21 protein-coding genes and 3 riboswitches are annotated in these 22224 nt (G+C 53.9%); of the genes, 9 read left to right on the top strand and 12 right to left on the bottom strand.

All coding sequences use genetic code 11. The features are described 5' to 3' along the window. The first annotated feature begins 15 nt into the window (after positions 1-15). The 3 genes from GT3570_RS04675 (at position 16) to hepT (ending at position 3248) form a co-directional block, all read left to right on the top strand. A complete protein-coding gene (locus GT3570_RS04675) occupies positions 16-2151 on the top strand; it encodes an ATP-dependent Clp protease ATP-binding subunit (RefSeq protein WP_062898500.1) in 2136 nt (711 codons plus the stop codon). A 292-nt stretch (positions 2152-2443) separates the two neighbouring features. Next, entirely contained in the window at positions 2444-2839 is a 396-nt protein-coding gene (gene mntA / locus GT3570_RS04670; RefSeq protein ID WP_031212949.1) for a type VII toxin-antitoxin system MntA family adenylyltransferase antitoxin, read from the top strand. Next, positions 2829-3248, top strand: coding sequence for a type VII toxin-antitoxin system HepT family RNase toxin (gene hepT, locus GT3570_RS04665; protein WP_062898499.1), 420 nt, complete (start codon positions 2829-2831; stop codon positions 3246-3248). Before mntA ends, hepT begins: the two co-directional genes overlap by 11 nt. Positions 3249-3275: 27 nt before the next feature. Here hepT and GT3570_RS04660 read toward each other — a convergent pair whose 3' ends face one another. From GT3570_RS04660 to GT3570_RS04640, 5 genes are all read right to left on the bottom strand, one after another. Then, a complete protein-coding gene (locus tag GT3570_RS04660) occupies positions 3276-3929 on the bottom strand; it encodes a TetR/AcrR family transcriptional regulator (RefSeq protein ID WP_023634219.1) in 654 nt (217 codons plus the stop codon). Between the two features lie 11 nt (positions 3930-3940). Further along, positions 3941-4966 (bottom strand): ABC transporter permease, encoded by a 1026-nt coding sequence (locus GT3570_RS04655; protein WP_023634218.1) that lies wholly within the window; start codon positions 4964-4966, stop codon positions 3941-3943. Next, positions 4963-5691: an ABC transporter ATP-binding protein gene (locus GT3570_RS04650; RefSeq protein ID WP_033024957.1), complete on the bottom strand. Its 729-nt coding sequence runs from the start codon at positions 5689-5691 to the stop codon at positions 4963-4965. Before GT3570_RS04650 ends, GT3570_RS04655 begins: the two co-directional genes overlap by 4 nt. Positions 5692-5819: 128 nt before the next feature. Next, a complete protein-coding gene (locus GT3570_RS04645; RefSeq protein WP_011230465.1) occupies positions 5820-6338 on the bottom strand; it encodes a GNAT family N-acetyltransferase in 519 nt (172 codons plus the stop codon). A gap of 220 nt (positions 6339-6558) precedes the next feature. After that, entirely contained in the window at positions 6559-8253 is a 1695-nt protein-coding gene (locus GT3570_RS04640) for a M3 family oligoendopeptidase (protein WP_011230464.1), read from the bottom strand. A 314-nt stretch (positions 8254-8567) separates the two neighbouring features. Beyond that, positions 8568-8747, top strand: a riboswitch (Lysine riboswitch). Between the two features lie 91 nt (positions 8748-8838). Between GT3570_RS04640 and GT3570_RS04635 the strand changes: the two genes are divergently transcribed. The 3 genes from GT3570_RS04635 (at position 8839) to GT3570_RS04625 (ending at position 12974) form a co-directional block, all read left to right on the top strand. Next, complete coding sequence (locus GT3570_RS04635) at positions 8839-10263, top strand: amino acid permease (RefSeq protein WP_062898498.1); 1425 nt, start codon at positions 8839-8841, stop codon at positions 10261-10263. A 122-nt stretch (positions 10264-10385) separates the two neighbouring features. Beyond that, complete coding sequence (locus GT3570_RS04630) at positions 10386-12407, top strand: S9 family peptidase (RefSeq protein ID WP_062899087.1); 2022 nt, start codon at positions 10386-10388, stop codon at positions 12405-12407. Positions 12408-12425: 18 nt separating this feature from the next. Further along, positions 12426-12974 carry a short-chain dehydrogenase gene (locus GT3570_RS04625; protein WP_062898497.1) on the top strand — a complete coding sequence of 183 codons (549 nt, stop codon included), beginning with the start codon at positions 12426-12428 and terminating at the stop codon, positions 12972-12974. A 61-nt stretch (positions 12975-13035) separates the two neighbouring features. Here GT3570_RS04625 and GT3570_RS04620 read toward each other — a convergent pair whose 3' ends face one another. Next, complete coding sequence (locus tag GT3570_RS04620; RefSeq protein ID WP_031212856.1) at positions 13036-13602, bottom strand: phosphate propanoyltransferase; 567 nt, start codon at positions 13600-13602, stop codon at positions 13036-13038. An 87-nt stretch (positions 13603-13689) separates the two neighbouring features. Then, positions 13690-14139 carry a MarR family winged helix-turn-helix transcriptional regulator gene (locus GT3570_RS04615; RefSeq protein WP_062898496.1) on the bottom strand — a complete coding sequence of 150 codons (450 nt, stop codon included), beginning with the start codon at positions 14137-14139 and terminating at the stop codon, positions 13690-13692. A 221-nt stretch (positions 14140-14360) separates the two neighbouring features. Between GT3570_RS04615 and GT3570_RS04610 the strand changes: the two genes are divergently transcribed. Next, positions 14361-15095 carry a ZIP family metal transporter gene (locus tag GT3570_RS04610; RefSeq protein ID WP_011230458.1) on the top strand — a complete coding sequence of 245 codons (735 nt, stop codon included), beginning with the start codon at positions 14361-14363 and terminating at the stop codon, positions 15093-15095. 46 nt (positions 15096-15141) lie between these two features. Here the strand turns inward: GT3570_RS04610 and GT3570_RS04605 are convergent, their stop codons facing one another. The 5 genes from GT3570_RS04605 to GT3570_RS04585 form a co-directional block, all read right to left on the bottom strand. Beyond that, positions 15142-15684, bottom strand: a complete 543-nt coding sequence (locus GT3570_RS04605) for a 1,2-dihydroxy-3-keto-5-methylthiopentene dioxygenase (RefSeq protein ID WP_011230457.1) — start codon at positions 15682-15684, stop codon at positions 15142-15144. Between the two features lie 34 nt (positions 15685-15718). Beyond that, positions 15719-16351 (bottom strand): methylthioribulose 1-phosphate dehydratase, encoded by a 633-nt coding sequence (locus tag GT3570_RS04600; RefSeq protein WP_013145967.1) that lies wholly within the window; start codon positions 16349-16351, stop codon positions 15719-15721. Continuing rightward, a complete protein-coding gene (mtnX, locus tag GT3570_RS04595) occupies positions 16348-17010 on the bottom strand; it encodes a 2-hydroxy-3-keto-5-methylthiopentenyl-1-phosphate phosphatase (RefSeq protein ID WP_062898495.1) in 663 nt (220 codons plus the stop codon). Before mtnX ends, GT3570_RS04600 begins: the two co-directional genes overlap by 4 nt. After that, on the bottom strand, positions 17007-18248 hold the full coding sequence (gene mtnW / locus GT3570_RS04590; protein WP_062898494.1) for a 2,3-diketo-5-methylthiopentyl-1-phosphate enolase: 1242 nt from the start codon (positions 18246-18248) through the stop codon (positions 17007-17009). The genes mtnX and mtnW overlap by 4 nt, the downstream gene beginning before the upstream one ends. A 71-nt stretch (positions 18249-18319) precedes the next feature. Then, positions 18320-18428: riboswitch (SAM riboswitch) on the bottom strand. Between the two features lie 84 nt (positions 18429-18512). Next, positions 18513-19700 (bottom strand): pyridoxal phosphate-dependent aminotransferase, encoded by a 1188-nt coding sequence (locus tag GT3570_RS04585; RefSeq protein ID WP_062899086.1) that lies wholly within the window; start codon positions 19698-19700, stop codon positions 18513-18515. Between the two features lie 97 nt (positions 19701-19797). Here GT3570_RS04585 and GT3570_RS04580 point away from each other — a divergent pair, with 97 nt between their 5' ends. Next, positions 19798-20610: a carbon-nitrogen family hydrolase gene (locus tag GT3570_RS04580; protein WP_023634096.1), complete on the top strand. Its 813-nt coding sequence runs from the start codon at positions 19798-19800 to the stop codon at positions 20608-20610. Positions 20611-20704: 94 nt separating this feature from the next. Next, a riboswitch (SAM riboswitch) is annotated at positions 20705-20873 on the top strand. Between the two features lie 140 nt (positions 20874-21013). Then, entirely contained in the window at positions 21014-22204 is a 1191-nt protein-coding gene (gene mtnK, locus GT3570_RS04575) for an S-methyl-5-thioribose kinase (protein WP_014195267.1), read from the top strand. The last annotated feature ends 20 nt before the right edge of the window (positions 22205-22224 follow it).

The raw sequence follows: 22224 nt of genomic DNA, 5'->3' as shown, positions 1-22224 counted from the left end.
AAGGGGGTATGCTTCATGCGCTGCCAAGCATGCCAACAACGTGAAGCAACGGTGTTTGTCAACTTGCAATGGAACGGTGAAAAACAACAACTTCACCTGTGCCATGAATGCTATGAAAAACAAAAACAACAATTGTCGATTCCGATGATGAACTTCGGCTTTTCGCCGTTTTCCTTTGATGACTTCTTTACTAGCCCGTTCACAGCCGCCAACGCGGGGATGAGCTCGCCAGAAACGATGGCGAAACGCCCGCAAAGCCATAGCGGCGGATTTTTGGATCAGTTTGGCCGCAACTTGACGCAAATGGCCAAAGCGGGCTTGATCGATCCGGTCATCGGCCGCGACAAAGAAATTGCGCGCGTCATGGAAATTTTAAACCGCCGCAACAAAAACAACCCGGTGTTGATCGGGGAGCCGGGCGTCGGGAAAACGGCCATCGTTGAAGGGCTGGCGCTGAAAATTGCCGAAGGGCAAGTGCCAGAAAAACTGTTGAACAAAGAAGTGTACTTGCTTGACGTCGCTTCGCTTGTTGCCAACACCGGCATCCGCGGCCAGTTTGAAGAGCGGATGAAACGGCTCATCGCCGAACTGCAAGAGCGGAAAAACATCATCTTGTTCATTGACGAAATCCATCTGCTCGTCGGTGCTGGAGCCGCTGAAGGCTCGATGGACGCGGGCAACATTTTAAAACCGGCGCTTGCCCGCGGCGAGCTGCAAGTCGTTGGGGCGACGACACTCAAAGAATACCGGCAAATTGAAAAAGACGCGGCTCTTGAGCGCCGCTTCCAACCGGTCATCGTCCACGAGCCGACCGTTGAGGAAGCGATCGCCATCTTAAAAGGCATTCAGCCAAAATATGAACAATTCCATCATGTCCGCTATACGGACGAGGCGATCGAAGCGTGCGTGAAATTGTCGCACCGCTACATTCAAGACCGCTTCCTCCCGGACAAGGCGATCGACTTGCTTGACGAGGCCGGCTCGAAAGCGAACTTGCGCCTCGGCCCGACCGATGAAAAGCAACTGCAAGAGCGATTGATCCAAATCGCGAAAGAAAAAGAACAAGCGGCGAAAGAGGAAAACTATGAACTGGCGGCGAAACTGCGCGCTGAAGAGCTGAAGCTCGAAAAACAACTCGAGCAAGGCGTCAACCAAGAACGCCCTGTCGTCGATGCCGCCGACATCGAACAAATCATCGCCGAGAAAACCGGCATCCCGGTCGGCAAACTGCAAGCCGATGAAAAAGAAAAAATGAAACATCTCGAAGAAAACTTGGCGAAAAAAGTGATCGGCCAAGCGGAAGCGGTGAAAAAAGTCGCCAAAGCGATCCGCCGCAACCGCGCCGGCTTGAAAGCGAAACACCGCCCGATCGGTTCGTTCTTGTTCGTCGGCCCGACCGGCGTCGGGAAAACGGAGCTCGCCAAAACGCTCGCTGAAGAGCTGTTTGGCACAAAAGACGCCATGATTCGCCTCGATATGAGCGAATACATGGAGAAACATTCGGTCTCGAAGCTGATCGGTTCGCCGCCGGGCTATGTCGGCTTTGAAGAAGCCGGACAGCTGACGGAAAAAGTGCGCCGCAATCCGTACAGCATCATCTTGCTCGACGAGATTGAAAAAGCGCACCCGGATGTACAGCACATCTTCCTGCAAATTTTGGAAGACGGCCGCTTAACCGACAGCCAAGGCCGCACCGTCAGCTTCAAAGACACGGTCATCATCGCGACAAGCAACGCTGGGGTGACCGACAAAAAAATCACCGTCGGCTTTGAAAAACAAAGCGGTGGCGCATCAAGCGTGCTCGACTCCTTGAACGCTTACTTCAAGCCGGAATTTTTGAACCGCTTCGACGCCATCATCGAGTTCAAGCCGCTTGAAAAAGCGCACTTGCTTCAAATCGTCGACTTGATGCTCGCCGACGTCAAAGCGGCGATGCGCGAACAAGGCATTGAACTCGAAGTGACGGAAGCGGCGAAAGAAAAACTGGCCGAACTCGGCTACCATCCGGCCTTCGGCGCCCGCCCGCTCCGCCGCGTCATCCAAGAGCATGTCGAAGACAACATCGCCGACTGCCTGCTTGACGCGGATCAATCGGTGCGTGCGATCCGTATCGATGTCAAGGACAATGCCATTGTGGCGGAAATCGCCTAATTGTGGCTTAACGACCAACGCGCACACCTATATCATCCATCACCCGAATGACTCGAACATCGCCCCATCCCGTTTTCGGGGTGAGGAAGTGTTTTAGGGAAGAGCAGCAAAAAGAGCCGCCCCGAAGTTTGTATGTAAGGAGGAAATGAATCAATCAGCCCCTGCTTCTTTCGCTCAGAGGGATTGGCGCATCATCGCCATCCCTTTTTCTTTTTCCGTCTTTTCGCCAAGAACAATAAGATTTTGCTATAATGAAGAAAAACGCAAGGGGGTATCGCGATTGCCAAACGAAATGGAGACGATCATCATTCAGACGCTCCGCCCGGCTCTTCACCCGTTCGTCATCTACCTGTTCGGTTCAGCCGCCCGTGGGGCGATGCGCCCGGACAGTGATGTCGATATCGCCTTTGTCAGCGACGGCGAACCGCATGATCCGTATGAGCTGTTTCGGCTCGCGGGGCATTTGGCTGACAAGTTAGGGCGAGATGTCGATCTTGTCGATTTGCGCCAAGCCAGCACCGTGTTTCAAGCGCAAGTCGTCTCGACGGGAAAAGCCATTGATTGCCGCGACGAGCGGAAACGGGCTGAGTTCGAAATGAAAACATTGAAAATGTATGTGAAACTAAACGAAGAGAGAGCACCGGTGTTAAAACAAATTACGGAAAGCGGGAGCATATATGAAAAGTGATGTCATTTTAAACAAGATCAGCGTGATCGAACGCTGCCTGAAACGAATTCGTGAAGAATATAACGGCGATCCAAAAAATTTACAAAATTACACAAAACAAGATTCGATCGTTCTGAATTTACAGCGGGCGTGCGAGGCATGCATCGATTTGGCCATGCATATTGTGGCCGAGCAGAAATTCGGATTGCCGCAGCATAGCCGCGATGCGTTCGCCCTCCTTGAAGAGTACGGCGTAATCTCTCCTGCCATAAGCAAAAACATGAAGGCCATGGTCGGATTCCGCAACATCGCCGTTCACGACTATCAACAACTGAACCTTGGCATCTTGCAAGCCATCGTCGAACACCATCTTGATGATTTCAAACAATTTACGAAAGCCATCCTCGATTATGCTAAGAAAAACAGCTAGGCCGGCTTCAGTGCGGAAGCCGGCCGGTTAGCGCCGCAGACCGTTCATCAACACGTGAATCGTCCGCTCCATTTCCGCCTCATCGTCCCAATTGTGGTCAGGCAAAAGGAGAAAGCGGGCGGCCAAAAAGCCGGCGAGCGATGTGATCGTCAAGCGGATGACCGAATCAACCGGCAGCTCGGCCAACTCCCCTTTCTCTTGAAAATGGCGGACAATGCGGGCGAATTTTGGATACACGTGCTCTGTAAACACGCGTTGAAAGCACTGTTTAATCTCGGAATGAAAGGCGAGCTCCTGCCAAAGCACACGAATCGCTGGCAAATACTTTTTCACAAAGGCGTAGCGATTGGAAAACACCGCGCGCAAAAACTGTTCGTACGTCTCATATTCGTTGTCAAACACTTCACGGACAAACTCTTTCGCCAAAAACGGGGCGACGGACTGAAACAATGTCGGCGTGACGATCGCCAACAATAAGTCTTTTTTCGTCTTATAGTGGCGGAAGATCGTGCCTTCCGCCACCCCGGCCTTTTTGGCGATTTCACTCGTGGAAGTCGCCGCATAGCCTTTTTCGGCAAACATTTCCACTGCGGCTTCCAAAATTTTCAGCTGCTTTTCACTGAACTGCCCTTCCTTGCCGCCGATTTGCAGCAGCTCTTGAATCCATGGATGCTCACTCATGACTCTACTCCTTACAGCTTGCGGTATTTTTTCAGCGCTACTACATTTAATAGCATAAACAGCAACGTAAAGCCAAGCAGCACGTACACATCCACGGCGATGGCGCCAAAGCCCTCTCCCCGCACCATAATATCGCGCAGCGCATCCGCCCCGTAGGTGAGCGGCATGATGACGCTCAGCGAGCGAAGCCATTCTTCCATCGTGTCAAGATTGAACAAGCCGGAGAAAAACACTTGCGGCACGACGACAAGCGGGATAAACTGCACCATTTGCAGCTCGTTGTTGGCGAACGCCGACAGCAGCATCCCAAGCGCAAGCGCCGTCATCGCCAACAAAAACGTAATGAGCAGCACATACCCGAACGAACCTTCCATCATCATGTCGAGCACATCAATGGCAAACCATGAAATTAAGCTTGCCTGAATCGTCGTAAACAATCCGAACCCGATCATGTAGCCGGCGACCATTTCCCAGCGCCTGAGCGGCGTCGCCATCAGCCGCTCGAGCGTCCCGTTCGTCCGCTCGCGCAAAAATGACACTCCAGCAATCAAAAAGACAAAAAAGAAGACGAAAAAGCCGATCAGCACGGGGCCGAAATAATCAAATGACGCCATGTCGCTTGATCCGTGCCAATACGTTGTTTTCAGCTGAAACGGGGGCTTGGGCGCCATGGACTGAAACGCCTTTTGCACCGCGGCCATCACCGCCTGATTGGCCGTCGGGTCGCTTCCTTCCAGCGTAAGGTGCGGAGCGCTTCCGCTCATGTCAAGCCACGCGTCAATGTCTTGATCGTCCAGCTGCTTTCGCGCTTGTTTTGCTGACAGCTCTTTCACGTTCGCTCCTGCTTCTTTCAACTTGTCAACAACCACCTCAGGCACGTGTTCGCTGACGGCAATGGCTGGTTTGTATTCTTCGCCATTAAACACCAAATCCATTAACAACAAGACGAACATCGGCGCGACAATCATGAGCGCCAGCGTGCGCTTGTCGCGGAAAAACTGGCGGATGATGCGGACGACAATGGCCAACACTCTCATCGACGGACACCTCCAAACGTCAAAAACGCTTGCTCAATCGTTTCCGCGCCTGCTTCCTGTTTCAATTCATCCGGGCGGCCGACGGCGATCAGACGGCCTTCGCGAATCATGCCAAGCCGCCCGCACTTTTCCGCTTCATCCATCACATGGGTCGTGACGACAATGGTTGTGCCGCGCTGGCGAATCCGCTCAAGCTCCGCCCAAATCGATTGGCGCAGCACCGGATCGATGCCGACCGTCGGCTCATCCAAAATAAGCACGTCCGGTTCATGAAGCAAGGCGATCGCCAGCGACAACCGACGCTTCATCCCTCCTGAATATTGGTGCACCGGCTTTTTTCGATCATTCGTTAAGTTGACAAGCGCCAACATGTCATCGATCCGCTCTTTTTGTTTTTTCCCTCGCAACCCGTAGATGGAAGCAAAAAATTGCATGTTCTCCAGCGCAGTCAATTCTCCGTACAGGGCATCCGACTGGGCCATAAAGCCGATCCGCTTCATGGCGCCAAGATTGGGCATATTCACGCCGAGCACGCGAATCGTCCCTTCGCTCGCTTGATCAATGCCGGCGATCATGCGCACCAACGTCGTTTTTCCTGCACCCGACGGGCCGAGCAGACCGAAAATTTCTCCCGCGCGGACATCCAACGACACATCGTGGATGACTACTTTTTTTCCAAACCGCTTGGAGACACGCTCGACTTGAATACATGGATTGGCGGTCATTGCTTTTCTCCCCTTTGCATAGTAGTGAGTAATCACTCATATATAGTATAAAAAGATAAACCTTTTTGTGAAGTGAGTAATCACTCACAAAATACATTTTTTAAGCTGCCGACGGTTCGGCAGTCCACCTACTGTTCCATCAATTGGACGTCTCGCCAGCCGTAGCACCACTCCCATAATGCTTTTCCACCGATTTCCACCCTTTCCTCGGCCAGTTTTTCACCGCCAAGCCGTTCGTAAAAACCGCGTGACGGATTGTCGGCAAGCACCCAGACGACCAGCGAATGAATGCCTTTTTGCGCCAAATGGCGGATCAACGCTTGAACGAGTTGCCGGCCGAGCCCTTTTCCTTGCACCTCTTTAAGCAAATAAATCGCATACAGCTCCCCGTCATACTTCGCTATCAGACCGTCGGCTGCCCGATTTGGTCCGCCGGAGACGAATCCAACGACGCGTCCGTTTTCCTCGGCGACAAACACGGAATGGTCCGATTGGCTGAGCACCTTCTCCCATAACGTTTGTTTTTCTCCCACTGCCAACGTCTCCAAGTACGCGTCCGGCACGATGCCGCTGTACGTCGTCTTCCAACTTTCGACGTGGACCGAAGCGATGGCCAGTGCGTCGACCCATGTGGCTTTACGGATCATCGTTTTCCCCCTTTTCCCCAGTTTGATAGAAGTTTTCAAATTGAACGCTCTCCCACCTACGCTTGAGCTTTGAGGTGAGAGATTGTTGGAAACACCCGCCCCACAGCAGGCTGTCAACCAAGCCATCCCCACCCAACACGTGGAAGTGGGGGTCTTCTCGGCGCGAGATGATAAAGAAAAGCAGGGCGGTGCTGTTCCCGCCCGCCTTCTTTGCTTCTTTTTACAAGGCTTTGTCATCGACGCTGTCCAACCACCGCTCGATATGGCCGACGACCGAAGCGACCGCCCCGTCAGCAAACGGCGACTTTAGGTTGGCGCTTTTGACGAGCTCAGTAAACGGCCGGCTGCCGCCCAATCGGCAAAGCGCCACATAGTCACGCCAGGCTGATTCCCGGTCTTCCTGCGCCCGCTTCCAAAACTGGAACGCGCACACTTGCGCCAATGTATAATCAATGTAATAAAACGGGTCGGTGTAAATGTGCCCTTGCCGCTGCCAAAATCCGCCGCGCTCAAGGTAGTCATGGCCGGCGTAGTCTCTTGTCGGCAAATACGCTTTTTCGATGTTGCGCCAGACACTCTTCCGCTCAGCCGGCGTCATATCCGGGTTCTCGTAGACAGCGTGCTGAAATTCATCGACTGCAACGCCGTACGGCAAAAACAAAAGTGCGTCGCTCAAATGGGCGAACCGGTATTTGTCGGCGTCTTCGCCGAAAAAGAGCTCCATCCACGGCCATGTGAAAAATTCCATGCTCATCGAATGGATTTCACACGCCTCAAGCGTCGGCCAGTTGTATTCCGGAATGTCGTAATGGCGGCTCTCATACACTTGGAACGCATGCCCAGCTTCATGGGTCAGTACGTCAATGTCGCCGGACGTTCCGGTAAAGTTCGAGAAAATAAACGGCGCCTTATAGTCATCGATATAGGTGCAATAGCCGCCGCCCGCCTTTCCTTTTTTGGCGACGAGGTCCATCAATTCATGTTCGACCATATAGCGGAAAAACTCTCCTGTTTCCGGCGACAGCTCTTCATACATGCGCCGGCCGTTGTCAACAATCCAAGCGGCGTCCCCTTTTGGCGCCGGGTTGCCGCTCGGAAACATGAACGGCTCATCATAATACGTAAGCCGGTCGACCTGAATCCGCTGCCGCTGGCGCTCGCGCAGCTTTGCTGCGAGTGGGACGATGTGCGTTTTCACTTGCCGGCGGTAGCCTGCGACCATATCGGCATTGTAATCGGTCCGGCCTAAACGGGCATAGCCGAGTTCCACAAAGTTTTGGAAACCGAGCTTGCGGGCGATCGCCGTGCGGACGTGGACAAGCTCATCATACAATTCATCGAGTTCTTTTTCATAGTCCATGAAAAACGAAAATCGTGCCTCACTCGCCCGTTGGCGCATCGCGCGGTCCGGCGACTCAACAAACGGCTGCAGCTGGGCAAGCGTCCGCTCTTCCCCTTCAAACATGATTTTCGCCGATGCGATGAGCTTCGTATATTCGCTTGCCAGCTTGTTTTCTTTTTGCAAGTCCTCTACAATCGCCGGTGCGTATGTTTTCAGCTGTGTTTCGGCCAACGCAAACAGCTGTTTCCCCCACACTTGTTCCAATTCAGCGCGGAACGGCGAGGAAACAAGCGCGCGGTAATAATCGTTGACAAGCCCCTTGACGATCGGCTCCGTTTCATCGAAAAAGTCTTGTTCTTTCTTATAGAACTCATCGTTTGTATCGATCGTATGGCGAATATGGCAAAGGTTCGCCATCGTGCTGTAGCGGCGGCGCAGCTCATTGATCCGCTTCATCGCCTCGTGTTGCAAGGCGGCGCTCCCCGCACGGCGGAACGAATCAAGCGCTTCTTGAAACGATGCCTGCAATTGAGTGATGTCCGGCCGCTCATAACGAAACTCAGAAAACTTCATGCTCATCCCCTTCTTTTTTTCACGGAATATGATGATGGGAAAAGATCCATCCCCAGTGAAATGAACCTTTTCCATGTTTCACTGACCAATTGTATATTCGTCGAACTTCAAAAATATCCTCCTTTTCCAACCCCTTAAATACACTTCCATTTTACCCCACACAAACAATACGAAGCAATGATCATGTCTGGTATGTAGAGGAGAGTGTCCATGAAAATCCAACGTCTTGACTCACTCTTCCAACCAAAAGATATTGACGGTTTTTGTCGAATTGGGTAATATAATGTCGGCAACCATATACCCCCTCTCCACTTTAATGGGATAGAGGTTGCGGTGAACAAAAGTAGCGCTGCCGAGGCTCGGAGCGGTCCATGACGCAGCGGGAAAGGGTTCACCGCCGAAGTTTGCGGCGCGCTCCGGCGGCGCAAGCTGGGCCTGCGGCCGAACAGGTGCAGGACTGCCATCGCCTACGGCGGTGGAGCGCTATCGCCATTCAGTTGGATGCGAACCGATCATGCACCCGCTGAAGAGGCGCGGGTGCTTTCTTTTATTTTTGCTTATTTTCAAGGAAGGAGCGTTTTCATCTTGGACAATCAGCGAAAACTTGGAATTTGGGTATTAACGGCGCTCGTCGTTGGCAATATGGTTGGTTCCGGCATTTTTATGCTGCCGCGCTCGTTGGCGGAGGCGGCGAGCCCCATCGGCGTGATGCTCGCCTGGCTGCTGACCGGAGCCGGCGTTCTAATGACGGCGCTTGTTTTCGGCAACTTGGCAATCCGCAAGCCCGACTTAGGCGGCGGACCGCAAATTTACGCGAAGGAGCTGTTTCCGAAAGGCTCCAATCTCTCGATTTTATCGGGATTTATGTCATCGTGGGGCTACTGGGTCGGCAACTTTGCCGGCAATGTCGCCATCATCACGACGTTTGCGAGCTACTTGTCGACATTTTTCCCTGTATTAACGAGCGACAAAACCGTTCTCACGATGGGCTCGTTTACGCTAAAGCTTGGGAATTTGCTTACCTTTCTCGTCTGCACGGCGCTTCTTTGGGTGATGCACGCCATTATTTTGCGCGGCGTAGAAGATGCCGGCAAGTTGAATTTCGCGGCGACAGCGGCGAAAGTGCTCGGCTTTTTCCTGTTTATTGTCATTGCCTTGTTCGCTTTTGACAGAGCGGTCGTCGGTCCGCTTGATGCCCCGCGTTATGACGGAGACGGACAGCCGCTCGGCCTGCTTGGACAAATTAACAACGCCGCGTTAGCGACGCTTTGGGCGTTTGTCGGTGTTGAATCGGCGATGGTGTTCGCTTCCCGCGCGCGCAAACAGGCGGATGTGAAGCGGGCGACGATCGCCGGTCTTTTGATCGCTTTGGCCATTTATATTGGCATCAGCTTTTTGGTAATGGGCGTCTTGCCGCAACGCGAACTGATTCAATCGGAAAAACCGCTCGTGGACGCCATCAATGCCATCGTCGGACCGGCGGGCGGCTACGTGTTGGCTGGCCTTGGGCTGATCAGCTTGCTTGGCTCGACGCTCGGCTGGATCTTGTTGAGCGCCGAAGTGCCGTACCAGGCGGCGAAACAAGGGATGTTTTTGCCGGTTTTTTTGAAGGAAAACAGAAAAGGGGCACCGAGCTTCTCGCTCACATTGTCAAACGCGCTGGCGCAATTGTTCATTTTCTCGACCATTTCCAACTCGATGGCAACAGCGTTTGACTTCGTCATTTACATCGCCACGCTCGCTTATCTCGTTCCATATTTGATTGCTTCCATCTTCCAGCTGAAGCTCACGCTCACGGGGGAAACGTATGCGGCAGGACGGGAGCGGCTCGCTGACGGCATCGTTGCGGCGCTGGCAACATTGTATTCCGTCTGGGTCGTCATCGCCGGGACGGCGGATATGAAAACGTTCCTGCTGGGCGTTGCCTTGCTGGCAAGCGGCGTGATCTTCTACCCTCAGGTGAAAAAGGCAGTGCAGCAGGCAAATGAAAAACAAAAACTGTCGGCATAGCTAAAAAACGGACGCCTATCGTTTGGGCGTTCGTTTTTTTCTGTTTTGGGGCAGGATCTTTTCTTTCGTAAGACGAAATATACAAGATGGTTCCATTTTTGAAGGAAAGAGAGGTCTTGCTGATGAACAACAACGAGCACCTGACGAAACGCCGCGGCATGACGGCGGAAGATTTGCTTCGCCTCCGCTCGGTGCGCGACCCGCACTACGCGCCGGACGGGACGCGCGCCGTGTTTGTGGAAAAATCGATTGATGAGGAAAAACAATACCGCTCCCATTTATGGATATGGGCGGCAGACGGCTCCGTCCGTCAATGGACGTTCGGCCGCTGGCGCGACATGAAGCCGCGTTTTTCCCCAAGAGGTGAAATGATCGCCTTTTTATCTGACCGCTCCGGACGCACACAGCTTTGGCTTTTGCCCGCCAATGGCGGTGAGGCGCGCCAACTGACGTTTTTCAAAAACGGTGTGCGCGATTACGTTTGGTCGCCGGACGGGACGTTTCTCATCGCCCTAACGACGCTTGGCGACGAAGAAACGATCGAAGACCGAGAAGAGCAGAAAACGGCGGAACAAAAACCGGCCGATTCGAAGCCGCGCGTTGTGGAACGGCTCTATTACAAATCAGACGCGTCGGGTTTTCTTGACGGCAAGCAGGACGTGCTGGTGCGCATCGATGCGGCGTCAGGAAAAAGCGAAGCGTTGACGGGCCGCGAGGAAGAAATCGGTTCGTTTGCCGTTTCCCCAACCGGACGGACGCTCGCCTTTGTCGCCAACCGAAACGATGATCCAGACACAACCTTTACGCGCGACATTGTTTTGCTTGATCTCGAATCGAAAGCGGAAACGAACTTGACGAACGGATGCGGCACATTCGCTTCGCTCGCCTGGTCGCCGGACGGAACGAAGCTCGCCGCCATCGGCCATGATCTTGCTTATCTCGGGGCTACGCTTCACCGGCTTTACGTCTTTGAGCCGGAGCGTGGAACGAAGCGGGTGTTGACCGCCGATTGGGACGTCCATCTCGGCGATGCCATGGTCGGCGACACACACGCTGATGCGAAAGGGCCGGGACCGATTTGGGCGAGCGACGGAAGCGGCCTGTATGTCACCGCCTCGGAGCGCGGACGCGTCAACTTGTATTTCGTCCCGCTCGACGGCCCGATCGTTCCGGTGATCGAAGGCAACTTCCATTTATACGGTTTAGCCATCCACCCAAGCGAACAGCAAGCCATCGCCGCCATGAGCGAGCCGACGGTCATTGGCGATTTGTATATAATCTCGCTTGAAGACGGAACGAAAACACGGCTTACGCGTGCCAATGAAGCGCTCGAAAACGAAGTGGTGTTCGCCGATGCCGAACCGTTTACGTATCGATCGGCGGATGGTTGGGAGATTCAAGGCTGGATCATGAAACCGCCCGGGCTTGGCGAAGGGGAAAAGGCGCCGCTTGTCGTCGAAATTCACGGCGGGCCGCATGCGATGTACGGGTTTACCTTTTTCCATGAATTTCAACTGCTCGTTTCGCGTGGTTATGCGGTCTTGTTCACGAACCCGCGCGGCAGCCACGGATATGGACAGGCATTCGTCAATGCCGTGCGCGGCGACTATGGCGGCATGGATTATGAAGACATTATGGCCGGCGTCGACGCCGCGATCAGCAAGTTCGACTTCATTGACGAGACACGGCTTGGCGTCACTGGCGGCAGCTACGGCGGGTTTATGACCAATTGGATCGTCGGGCATACCGACCGGTTCAAAGCGGCTGTCACCCAGCGCTCGATTTCCAACTGGCTCAGTTTCTCCGGAGTGAGTGACATCGGCTACTTTTTCACGAAATGGGAAGTCGGCTGCGACATCTGGGAAGACGCGGAGCGGCTTTGGCATCATTCACCGCTCAAATACGTCCAAAACATGCGCACACCGCTCTTAATCTTGCATAGCGAGCGCGATTACCGCTGCCCGATCGAGCAGGCGGAACAGCTGTTTATCGCATTGAAACAACTCGGGCGGGAAACGAAACTTGTCCGCTTCCCGGACGCCAACCACGATTTGTCGCGCACCGGCAACCCGGCGCTTCGCCTCGAACGTCTTCGCCAAATCGTCGGTTGGTTTGATCATTATTTGAAAGGACCACTGGATTAATTCGAAAGGAGACGCGCCATGCACGCTCTTGTCATCGGCGGGACAGGCATGTTGGCTGATGTGTCGCTTTGGCTTGTGCGGGAAGGATATGATGTGTCCGTCATCGCCCGCCGCTACGCACGGATGAAGCAGCTCATCGACCGCGCTGGACCGATGGCATCCATCAACCCGCTTCTTGTTGATTATCGCGATCAAGAAGCGTTTTGTTCTCTGATTTCCCGGTCCATCCAAAAAAACGGAACGTTTGCTCTAATCATTGCGTGGGTGCATACAGACGGAACCCAGGCGCTGTCCACTGTCATCCAAAAAAATAGCGGACATCCCGGCTCTTGGCGGTTGTTTCATGTGCTCGGCAGCCGCGCCGATCCAGCCGAAGCGAAATCGGAACTCTGTTTGCCTGTCGCTTGCCTTTATCGGCAAGTTCAGCTCGGTTTTGTCGTGGAAAAACACGGTTCGCGCTGGCTCACCCATCAAGAAATCAGCGGCGGCGTCATTGATGCCATTCGGCGTGATGCGCCGTTTCATCTGGTCGGCACACTAGAGCCATCCAAGAAACGCCCGCGTTAACGGAAAGCGCCCTCTCGGGACGAACGAGAGGGCGCCTTGTCTCCCATTGCTGCGGATGATTTCACGACGGAAGCAGTTCGACATAATCGCCGGTTTTCAAGCCAGCCGCGTTCGCTTCATCCGTGTCAATGTGCATATCTAAAGCAAAATCTTCGCTGACGCGGACGATGACTTCATCGAAAATGAGCGCCCGTTCCCCTTGTGTTTTCACTTTCACGACTTGTTTGTCGCAGACGCCAAACGTTTCCGCATCTTTCGGCGTCATATGAATGTGCCGCTTGGCAATGATCACCCCTTTGTCGACGGTCACCGTCCCCTTCGGCCCGTGAATCGTAATGCCCGGCGTTCCGTCAATATCGCCGGATAAGCGGACCGGGGGCGCGACGCCGAGCTTGAAGCTGTCGGTTTTCGAAATTTCAAGCTGCGTCAGCGAACGGACCGGTCCGAGGACGCGGACGTTTTCAATTTTCCCTTTCGGCCCTTCGACCGTCACCGTTTCCTTGGCGGCGAACTGTCCGGGCTGCGACAACGGCTTGAGCACCGTCAGCTCGGCGCCTTCGCCAAACAGCGCCGCCATATGCTCTTTCGATAAATGAATGTGGCGGTTGGACACCCCAACAGGAATCATCAATGGTGATCTCTCCTTTTTCTTGCAGTGTTATGTTCTTTATATAACGTATCCATTTTCGGAAAAATTAAAGAGACTGACGCGAGGTCAGTCTCTGCTTTTTGCGCCGTAGCCTAATTTTTTCAGCAATGCAATCGCCTGTTCCTTTTCTTCCGGCGTCAGGGCCGCCACCGTTTCATGGATGGTCTCGGCATGTTCGGGAAACACGCGCTGGATGAACCGCCGGCCGCTGTCGGTGATCGACGCATACGTCACGCGGCGATCCCGCTCACAGGCGCGGCGGATGATCAAGCCTTTATTTTCAAGCTTGTCGATGACATACGTGATGCTGCCGCTGGCGAGCAAAATTTTTTCCCCGATTTGCTGGAGCGGCTGATCGCCTTTATGGTAAAGCAGTTCGAGCACCGCAAATTCGGTCGGATTCACGCCGAACGCTTGAATCGACTTGTTTACTTGGTCGCTGACCGACCGATATGCCCTCGATAACACGATGAATAATTTTAATGACTGCTGCAACGCCTGTTCCTTTTGTTCCATAGCATCCAACCCTTTAAAGTTGACATTTTCTTACTTTCATTATACTGGAACAGCAAATTCCCGGGCAACCGTTTTTTGTTTGCGATGATGCATTTTCCTGGTTCACGGCTTTTCCTTCGGCTATGATAAATTTATTATAATGTCGGCGCTTGGGCGACTGTCACATTCCGATGAATGATGCATATGTGAAGAAGGAGAAAAGATGTCAGGGAGGGAAGTAGATGAACCAAGTGTTGGCTGGAAGCGTGCTTTCCGCCTTATCCACCGGGCTTGGCGCCGTGCCGATTTTGTTTATGGCCAAATCGCTCACCCACCGGTGGCGTGACGTACTGCTGGCCTTTTCCGCCGGCATTATGATGGCGGCTTCGATGATGAGTCTCATTCCGGAATCGTTAAAATCAGGGGGCTTCAGCACGTTAACAGTAGGGCTTTCCGCTGGCGTACTTATTTTGACGTTGCTTGAAATGACCGTCCCCCATATTGACTTGGAACATACAAAAAGCGGCTTGCAATTTGATGAAAAAGCGATGCTCATTATTGCCGCCATTACGTTGCACAATTTGCCTGAAGGTCTGTCGGTCGGGGTCAGCTACGCCTCCGACAGCTCTTCCCAAATCGGCAATTTAATCGCCCTGGCGATTGGCTTGCAAAATGCACCGGAAGGGTTTTTGGTCGCTTTGTTTTTAATCAACCAGCAAATCGGGCGCTTTAAAGCGTTTGTGATCGCCACGTTGACCGGAGCCGTGGAAATCGTCACATCGCTGCTCGGTTTTTACTTAACCTCCCTTTTTCGTGGGCTCGTTCCGTACGGGCTGGCGTTCGCCGCGGGGGCGATGCTGTTTATCATTTACAAAGAGCTCATTCCCGAAAGCCATGGCGATGGAAATGAACGGACATCGACGTACGCGTTTATTGTCGGCATTTTGTTTATGATTTTTCTAACACAATCGTTTTAACGAAAACAACCCCGCTGCCTGTATATAAGCAGCGGGGCGTTCATTGTTATTGGACGGCTTCCTCTTTTTCTTCATATGGATGAGCGACCCAGCCGGACGGGTCGATAAACAAGCGCACCGCAACGACCCGACGGTCATCCATGAGCGTAAAGTAATGCGGATTCCCTTCCGGCACGGAAATGACGTCGCCGGCTTCAAGCTCTACATCAAAATAGCCGGTTTCTTTGTCGCCTTTGATGATGAAAATGCCATGGCCGGCCGTAATGGCGCGCACTTCATCTTCCGTATGGATGTGCACTTGTTCAAATTTTTTCAGCAACTCATCCAAGTTCGGCGTCGCGTCGGACAGAGCGACGATATCCCACGTTTTGTAGCCGCGGCGCGCCGCTAAATCTTCAATTTCGTCTTTGAACGTCGCTAAAATTTCATTTTTTTCTTCATCTGTCAGAACATATTTATCGCGCAAATGCTCCGGCAGTTTCGTGATGTCCCAATGTTCATACAACACCCCTTGACTGTTCAAAAACGCGCGCACATTGTCTTCTCCTTCAATCACTTGGCCCGTTTTTCTCACTTTGATGACTGCCATTGTTCACATCCTCCTTTGGAAAAATGTATATGGATTAGCCAACCGGCAGGCCGGCCCGCTGCAAAAGCAGCCGCTTCACCTGCCAGCGGAACAAAAACTCCCATGCCTCCAAATGTTTTTTCGCTTCAAACGCTGTACGCCCCCAGACCGTGATGCCATGGTTTTGGATCAACACGGCGCCGGCGTCGCCATGGATATAGTTCGCAAACTCCCGAGCGAGCGTTGGAATGTCGGCGTAATTGTCAATGATCGGGATGCGCACGGCGGCATTTTCTTCCCAAATGCCGAACGCCTTGATGATTTCCTGGCCGGAAAAGACCGCTTCCCCGTTTTGCGCATACAGTTCAGAAATCAAGTTGTTGTCGACCGTATGAACGTGCAAGACGCAGCCGGCATTCGTCCGTCCGTAAATTTCCGCGTGCAAGAGCGTCTCGGCCGAGGGCTTCAAGTTTGTTTCCTCCGCCGGTTTTCCGGCGGCGTCAACGAGCAGAAAATCCTCATCCGTTTGCTTCCGCTTATCCTTGCCGCTCGCTGTCACCAAAAACGTCAATGGGTCGTCCGTCACCTTGATCGACAAATTGCCGCTTGTCGCGAAAAACCAGTCGCGGGCGGCGAGCTCAGCTTTCACTTCCGCGAGCTCGTTCCACTTTTTCACGACAATGCTCATACGATCACCTCCATTCGCTGCAACGCATCAATCACGTCAAAAAACGTTGCAAACGGCGCATGCGGCAAGCCGAGCTCTTGGCATTTTTGGAGCAGAAAATCGCGCGCCAGCACGTAATCCGCTTGCTTCGCCACCGCTAAATCCGTAATCGAATCGCCAATGACGACATGGTATCCGTCCGGGCGGGCAAGCTTGCGAAGGAGCGATGGCTTGCAGCAGCCGCAGCCGTTTTGGCACTCACCGTCGCACGCATGCGGCCATGTGATGCGGATCGTCTCACCGCTGAAATCGGAGCCGTTGCAAAAAATGCGCTCCGGTTCAATGAGCCCTTCAAGCAGCGGATAGACAAAAAAGTCGATGCCGCCGCTGACGATATAAAGCGGAATGCCTCGCTCTTTCGTAAACGCGACAAACTCTCGGAATCCCGCGCGCAACCGAGCGGTGCGCCGCAGGAAATCCACAATTTCATCCTTCAACGTGGACGGAAGGAGGGAAAACATCTTCCCGACTCCTTCCTGAACAGAAATGCGCTCAGCGAGAATGTCGTCTTTTAACGCCTCCCACTCCGGCGGGGCGAACTGTTTCATAATCGCGATGATGTTGTCGTTTTCCGTAATGGTGCCGTCAAAATCACAAAAGAGAACGAGCTGTTTCGTCATGCTTCCACCTCAACGACGCCCCAGCGGTCGATCGCTTTTTGCAGCGCTTCGTTTTCTGCAGCCGCCTCACGAAGCGGACGGCCGGCCAACACCGCGTCGATCGCCGCGCGAAACGCCCGGCCGCCCCCGATCGCCCCGTCCGGATGGCCGTGAATGCCGCCGCCGGCGTTGACGATGGTGTCAAGGCCGAAATCGCGGATGATGAGCGGCACCAATCCCGGGTGAATGCCGGCCGACGGCACCGGAAACGCCCGGGCAAACGGCTCTTGGTCGTCGGTGAGCGCCCTTGCGATGCCAAGCGCCTGCTCACGCTCCAAGGCCACGCTGCCATACGGCGACGGGAACAGGACAAAGTCGGCGCCGGCGAGCCGCAAAAGCTTTCCAAGCCAAAGCGAAGGCGCCACCCCATAAAATTCGGACGTCGTAACAGCGCCGCTGAACGCCGGGTGAGCCATAATCGGCACCGCAATCTCCTCATCCTCGCGCAACGCCTGCAACACGTCAAGCCCATAAGCGAAGACGTTAAACAACAGCACATCAGCGCCAAGCTCGGCGGCTCGTTTCGCTTTGTCCTTTAACGCAAACGTTTTGCCGGTCAAGTTGACGGCATACAACGTCCGCTTGCCTGTTTGTTCGTACACTTCCTGAAGCGCCGCCTTGCCCTCGGTGATCCGCTTTTCAAACGGAAGAAGTTCGCTGTCAAACAAAATTTCATCGTCTTTGACCAGGTCAACGCCGCCGAGCGCCTGTTTTTTCAATTCCGACGTCAAGTACGCCAAATCGCGGCCGATCATGCCTTTAAAAATGCTCATCAACAGTGGGCGGTTATGCACCCCGACTCGGTCGCGAATGCCGTCGATGCCAAAGCGCGGCCCAGGAAACTGTCGCTTCCATTCATCCGGAAACTCTAAATCAAGCAGCCGCACTTCACCGTCGAGCGACAGCTTGCCGAACGTCGTGACCAACAATGCCGGCAAATCGGCGCTGAAGTTGACTGTCGGGTAGGCGATTTTGACGATCGCCCGCTTCAGCCGCTTGCCGAAATAGGCGTTTACCCGCTCGCTTTCGCCAAGCTCTTCAATAGCGACGACTTCCCCTTTATGTTTGCGAAGCTGCTCCTGCTCCAACGCCGGCAAGTCGGTCCACGTGCCGATCGTCAAGCCGAGCGCGATCCCTTCCGCCTTTTTCCGAATGTCTGTTTCATCATGAAGCAAATACGTTGCCATCACTGCACTCATCGTTCATCCCTCTCAATCTCGAAATAAAAACGCCTCTTCATAAGAAGAGGCGTCACTCATCCATGGCGCTCTTCTTATCTCTCAGCGTTTCCGCTGCAAGAATTAGCACCGTGCTTGGCGCGCGCCAAGCCGGTTGCCGGGCTTCATTGGGCTCGTCCCTCCGCCTGCTCTTGATAAGAAAGCCTGCTCGTTTATGCACTTGTCAAACAATTGGCAAATTTACTTTGAATTATGACATCGCCGATTGGCGTTGTCAATCATTTTTCAAAAATTTTTTTCGAACAATCCAAGGCGGCCGATCCGCTCCGCTGCTTCGCGAAGCCGCGCTTCATCGGTCAAGAGGCCGACGCGCACATACCCTTCGCCGTGCTCGCCGAACCCGATGCCTGGGGCGACGGCGACATGCGCCCGCTCAAGCAGCATGTCGGCAAACTCAGCGGATGATATGCCTTTTGGCAGCGGAAGCCAGGCGAAAAACGACCCATATGGCGCCGGCGCTTCCCAACCGATCTCGCAGAGCGCAGCGATGAACGCATTGCGGCGCGCCTCATACAATGCGACCAACTCCGTGACACAATCTTGCGGACCAAGGAGCGCCGCGGCGGCCGCTTCCTGGATGGCGCCGAACAAGCTGACATACAAATGATCCTGCAAAAGCTCAAGCGCCCGAATGATCCGCTCGTTGCCGACGGCAAACGCCACACGCCAGCCGGCCATATTGTATGTTTTCGAAAAGGTGTAAATCTCGACGCCGACGTCTTTCGCCCCATCGGCTTCCAGGAAGCTGACCGGTTTCCGGCCGTCAAAGCCGATCGCCCCATAAGCGAAATCGTGCACGACGGCAATGCCGTGCTTGGCGGCAAACGCCACCGTCTCCGCGAAAAATTCCTTTGTCGCCGTCGCACCGGTCGGATTGTTCGGATAGTTTAAAAACATGAGCTTCGCTCGGTCGGCCACTGCCGCCGGAATGGCTTCATAGTCCGGCAAAAAACCGTTTTCCGCAACAAGCGGCATCATTTCCATCCGCGCGCGGGCAAGCGCGATCCCCGACCAATAGTCCGGATAGCCCGGGTCCGGGACAAGCACCACATCGCCCGGGTTGACGAGGCAAAGCGGCAGCTCGACAAGCCCGGCCTTGCCGCCGAACAAAATGGCGACTTCGCGGTCTGGATCGACGTTCACCCCGTATTCACGCGCGTAAAACGCGGCAATGGCTTCTTTCAAAAAGAAGTAGCCTTGAAATGGCGAATATTTATGGTATTTCGGATTGGCCGCCGCCCGCTGCATCGCCTCAACGATATGCTTTGGCGTCGGCTGATCCGGGTTGCCTTGCCCTAAATTGATCACGTCGCATCCGGCCTTGATTTTCTCCCCGACTTTTGCGACAAGCGAGGCGAAAAATTGCTTTGGCAGCTGCTCAAGCAGCTCGGAAAAAGGAATTTCCATCGTCATCGCCCACACCTTCTTAAAAAATTCTTGAAATTCTAGTGCAACATCATATATCGTAAAAAGCAAAATGTAAAGCAAAATTTTTTCGAGGTGAAAACTCATGACGATCCGCATCGCCTGCCTCCAGCTTGATATTGCGTTTGGCGACCCGAACGAAAACGAACGGTGCGCGGAAAGCGCCATTGAATCGGCCGTCAAGGACGGCGCGAATATCATCGTGCTGCCGGAATTATGGACGACCGGCTACGATTTGACGCGCCTAGATGAGATTGCCGACGAAGGCGCCGAACGGGCGAAAGCGTTCGCCTCCCGCCTAGCGCAAGCACACAACATCCATCTCGTCGCCGGCTCGGTCGCTAAAAAAACAACAACCGGCGTGACGAACACGATGATCGTGGCCGACCGGAGCGGTCAAATCGTCGGCGAATACAGCAAACTCCATCTGTTCCAATTAATGGATGAACATTTGTATTTGCAGCCGGGAAGCAGCTTAGGCTTGTTTTCGCTCGACGGGCTTGCATGCGCCGGGGTCATTTGCTATGACATCCGCTTTCCGGAGTGGATTCGCGCCCATGCTTTGGCTGGGGCGGAAGTGCTGTTTGTCGTCGCCGAATGGCCGCTTCCCCGCCTGCACCATTGGCGGACGCTCTTGATGGCGCGGGCGATTGAAAACCAATGCTACGTCGTCGCCTGCAACCGGGCTGGCCGCGACCCGAACAACGTCTTTGCCGGCCATTCGCTCGTCATCGACCCATGGGGCGAAGTGATCGCCGAGGCGGACGAGAAGCCGGGCATTCTCTCGGCCGACATCGATCCCGCACTCGTTGCGGACGTCCGCGCGCGCATCCCGGTGTTTGCCGACCGCCGGCCGCACGACTACGAAGCGGCAAAAAATTTTTTCAAAACGTATTGACAATCGATTGATCGACCATGTATCATTCGAATCAAACAACCAAACGATTGACAACATCGTGAAAATTGCAAAAACTGAATACGAGAAATCGGTACTCTTATCAAGAGTTGGCTGAGGGAATTGGCCCAATGAAGCCCAGCAACCGACCGTAATACTATCGTGAGATAGGGCGCACGCCAAGGGCGGCGCCGGAAGCGTCATGCTTCCGCAGGGCACGGTGCTAAGTCCAACAGAAAGACCGATGTCTTTCTGAAAGATAAGAGGCGCGAAGAACGAATGAATCTTCAAGCCTCTTTCCGTATGCGAAAGAGGCTTTTTCATTTGCCGGAAACGCCGAGATTTCAGCGCCGCGTCAGAACCGGCATTTGAAAACGAGCGAAATGAAAAAAGGGGGAACAAGGAAATGACCACTGTTCAAACATCGGTTTACGAACCGCTGACCGAACCGAAGGCGGTATCTCTCGCTGTCCGCCTCGGCCTATTCCGCGACGGAGCGCCGCTTGCCTGCCGCGAGATCGGCGACGGGAACTTGAACCTTGTTTTTCATATCGTCGATCAAGAAACGAAACAAGGCGTCATCATCAAACAAGCGTTGCCGTACGCCAAAGTGGTCGGCGAAAGCTGGCCGCTCACGTTAAAGCGCGCTGTCATTGAAAGCAACGCGCTGCGCACGTTTGCGAGCTACGTGCCGCAATACGTGCCGAAAGTCTACTATTCTGACGAATCGCTCGCCATTACGGTGATGGAAGACTTATCCCGTTTGCAAATCGCCCGCAAAGGGCTGATCGAAGGGAAAACGTATCCGCTTTTGTCCCAGCATATCGGCGAGTTTGTCGCCAAAACGGCATTTTATACGTCTGACTTCGGCATGAACCAGCAAGAGAAAAAGAAATTGGCGCAAAGCTTCGTCAATCCGGAACTGTGCAAAATTACCGAAGACCTCGTCTTCACCGACCCGTTTTTTGACCACGAAACGAACAACTTTGAAGACGAATTGCGCCCAGACGTTGAAGCGCTTTGGCGCGATGACCGACTCCACCTAGAAGCAGCAAAGCTGAAGCGCAAGTTTTTAACCGAAGCCGATGTGCTCTTGCATGGCGATTTGCATACCGGCAGCATTTTCGTAAGCGCCGACGAAACGAAAGTGATCGACCCAGAATTCGCCTTTTACGGTCCGATCGGGTTTGACCTTGGCCAATTTTTCGCCAATTTGCTGTTAAATGCGTTGTCCCGCTCTGAATTAGAGCGCCAACCGCTCTTTGACCACATCGACCGGACATGGGACGTCTTTGCGTCCGTGTTCTCAAACCTTTGGCGCACCGAGAGCGTGGAAACGTACGCCGCGACGCCGGGCTTGCTCGAGGACGTGCTCCGGCACGCGTTCATCGACGCCGTCGGCTTTGCCGGCTGCGAAGTCATCCGCCGGACGATCGGCCTCGCCCATGTGGCGGACCTTGACGGCATCGAGCACAAAGATGAACGGCTTGTTGCCAAACGGCATGCCCTCCGTCTCGGCCGCCGCTTGATCATTGAGCGCCGCGTGTTCACCGGAACGGAAGACTTCCGCCGCCTGTTTGCCGAAACGGAACAATAATGCCATACAATCGTCCGGGT

Source organism: Geobacillus thermoleovorans (assembly GCF_001610955.1).
GTDB lineage: Bacteria > Bacillota > Bacilli > Bacillales > Anoxybacillaceae > Geobacillus > Geobacillus thermoleovorans.
This window is presented reverse-complemented; position numbering and strand designations above follow the sequence as displayed.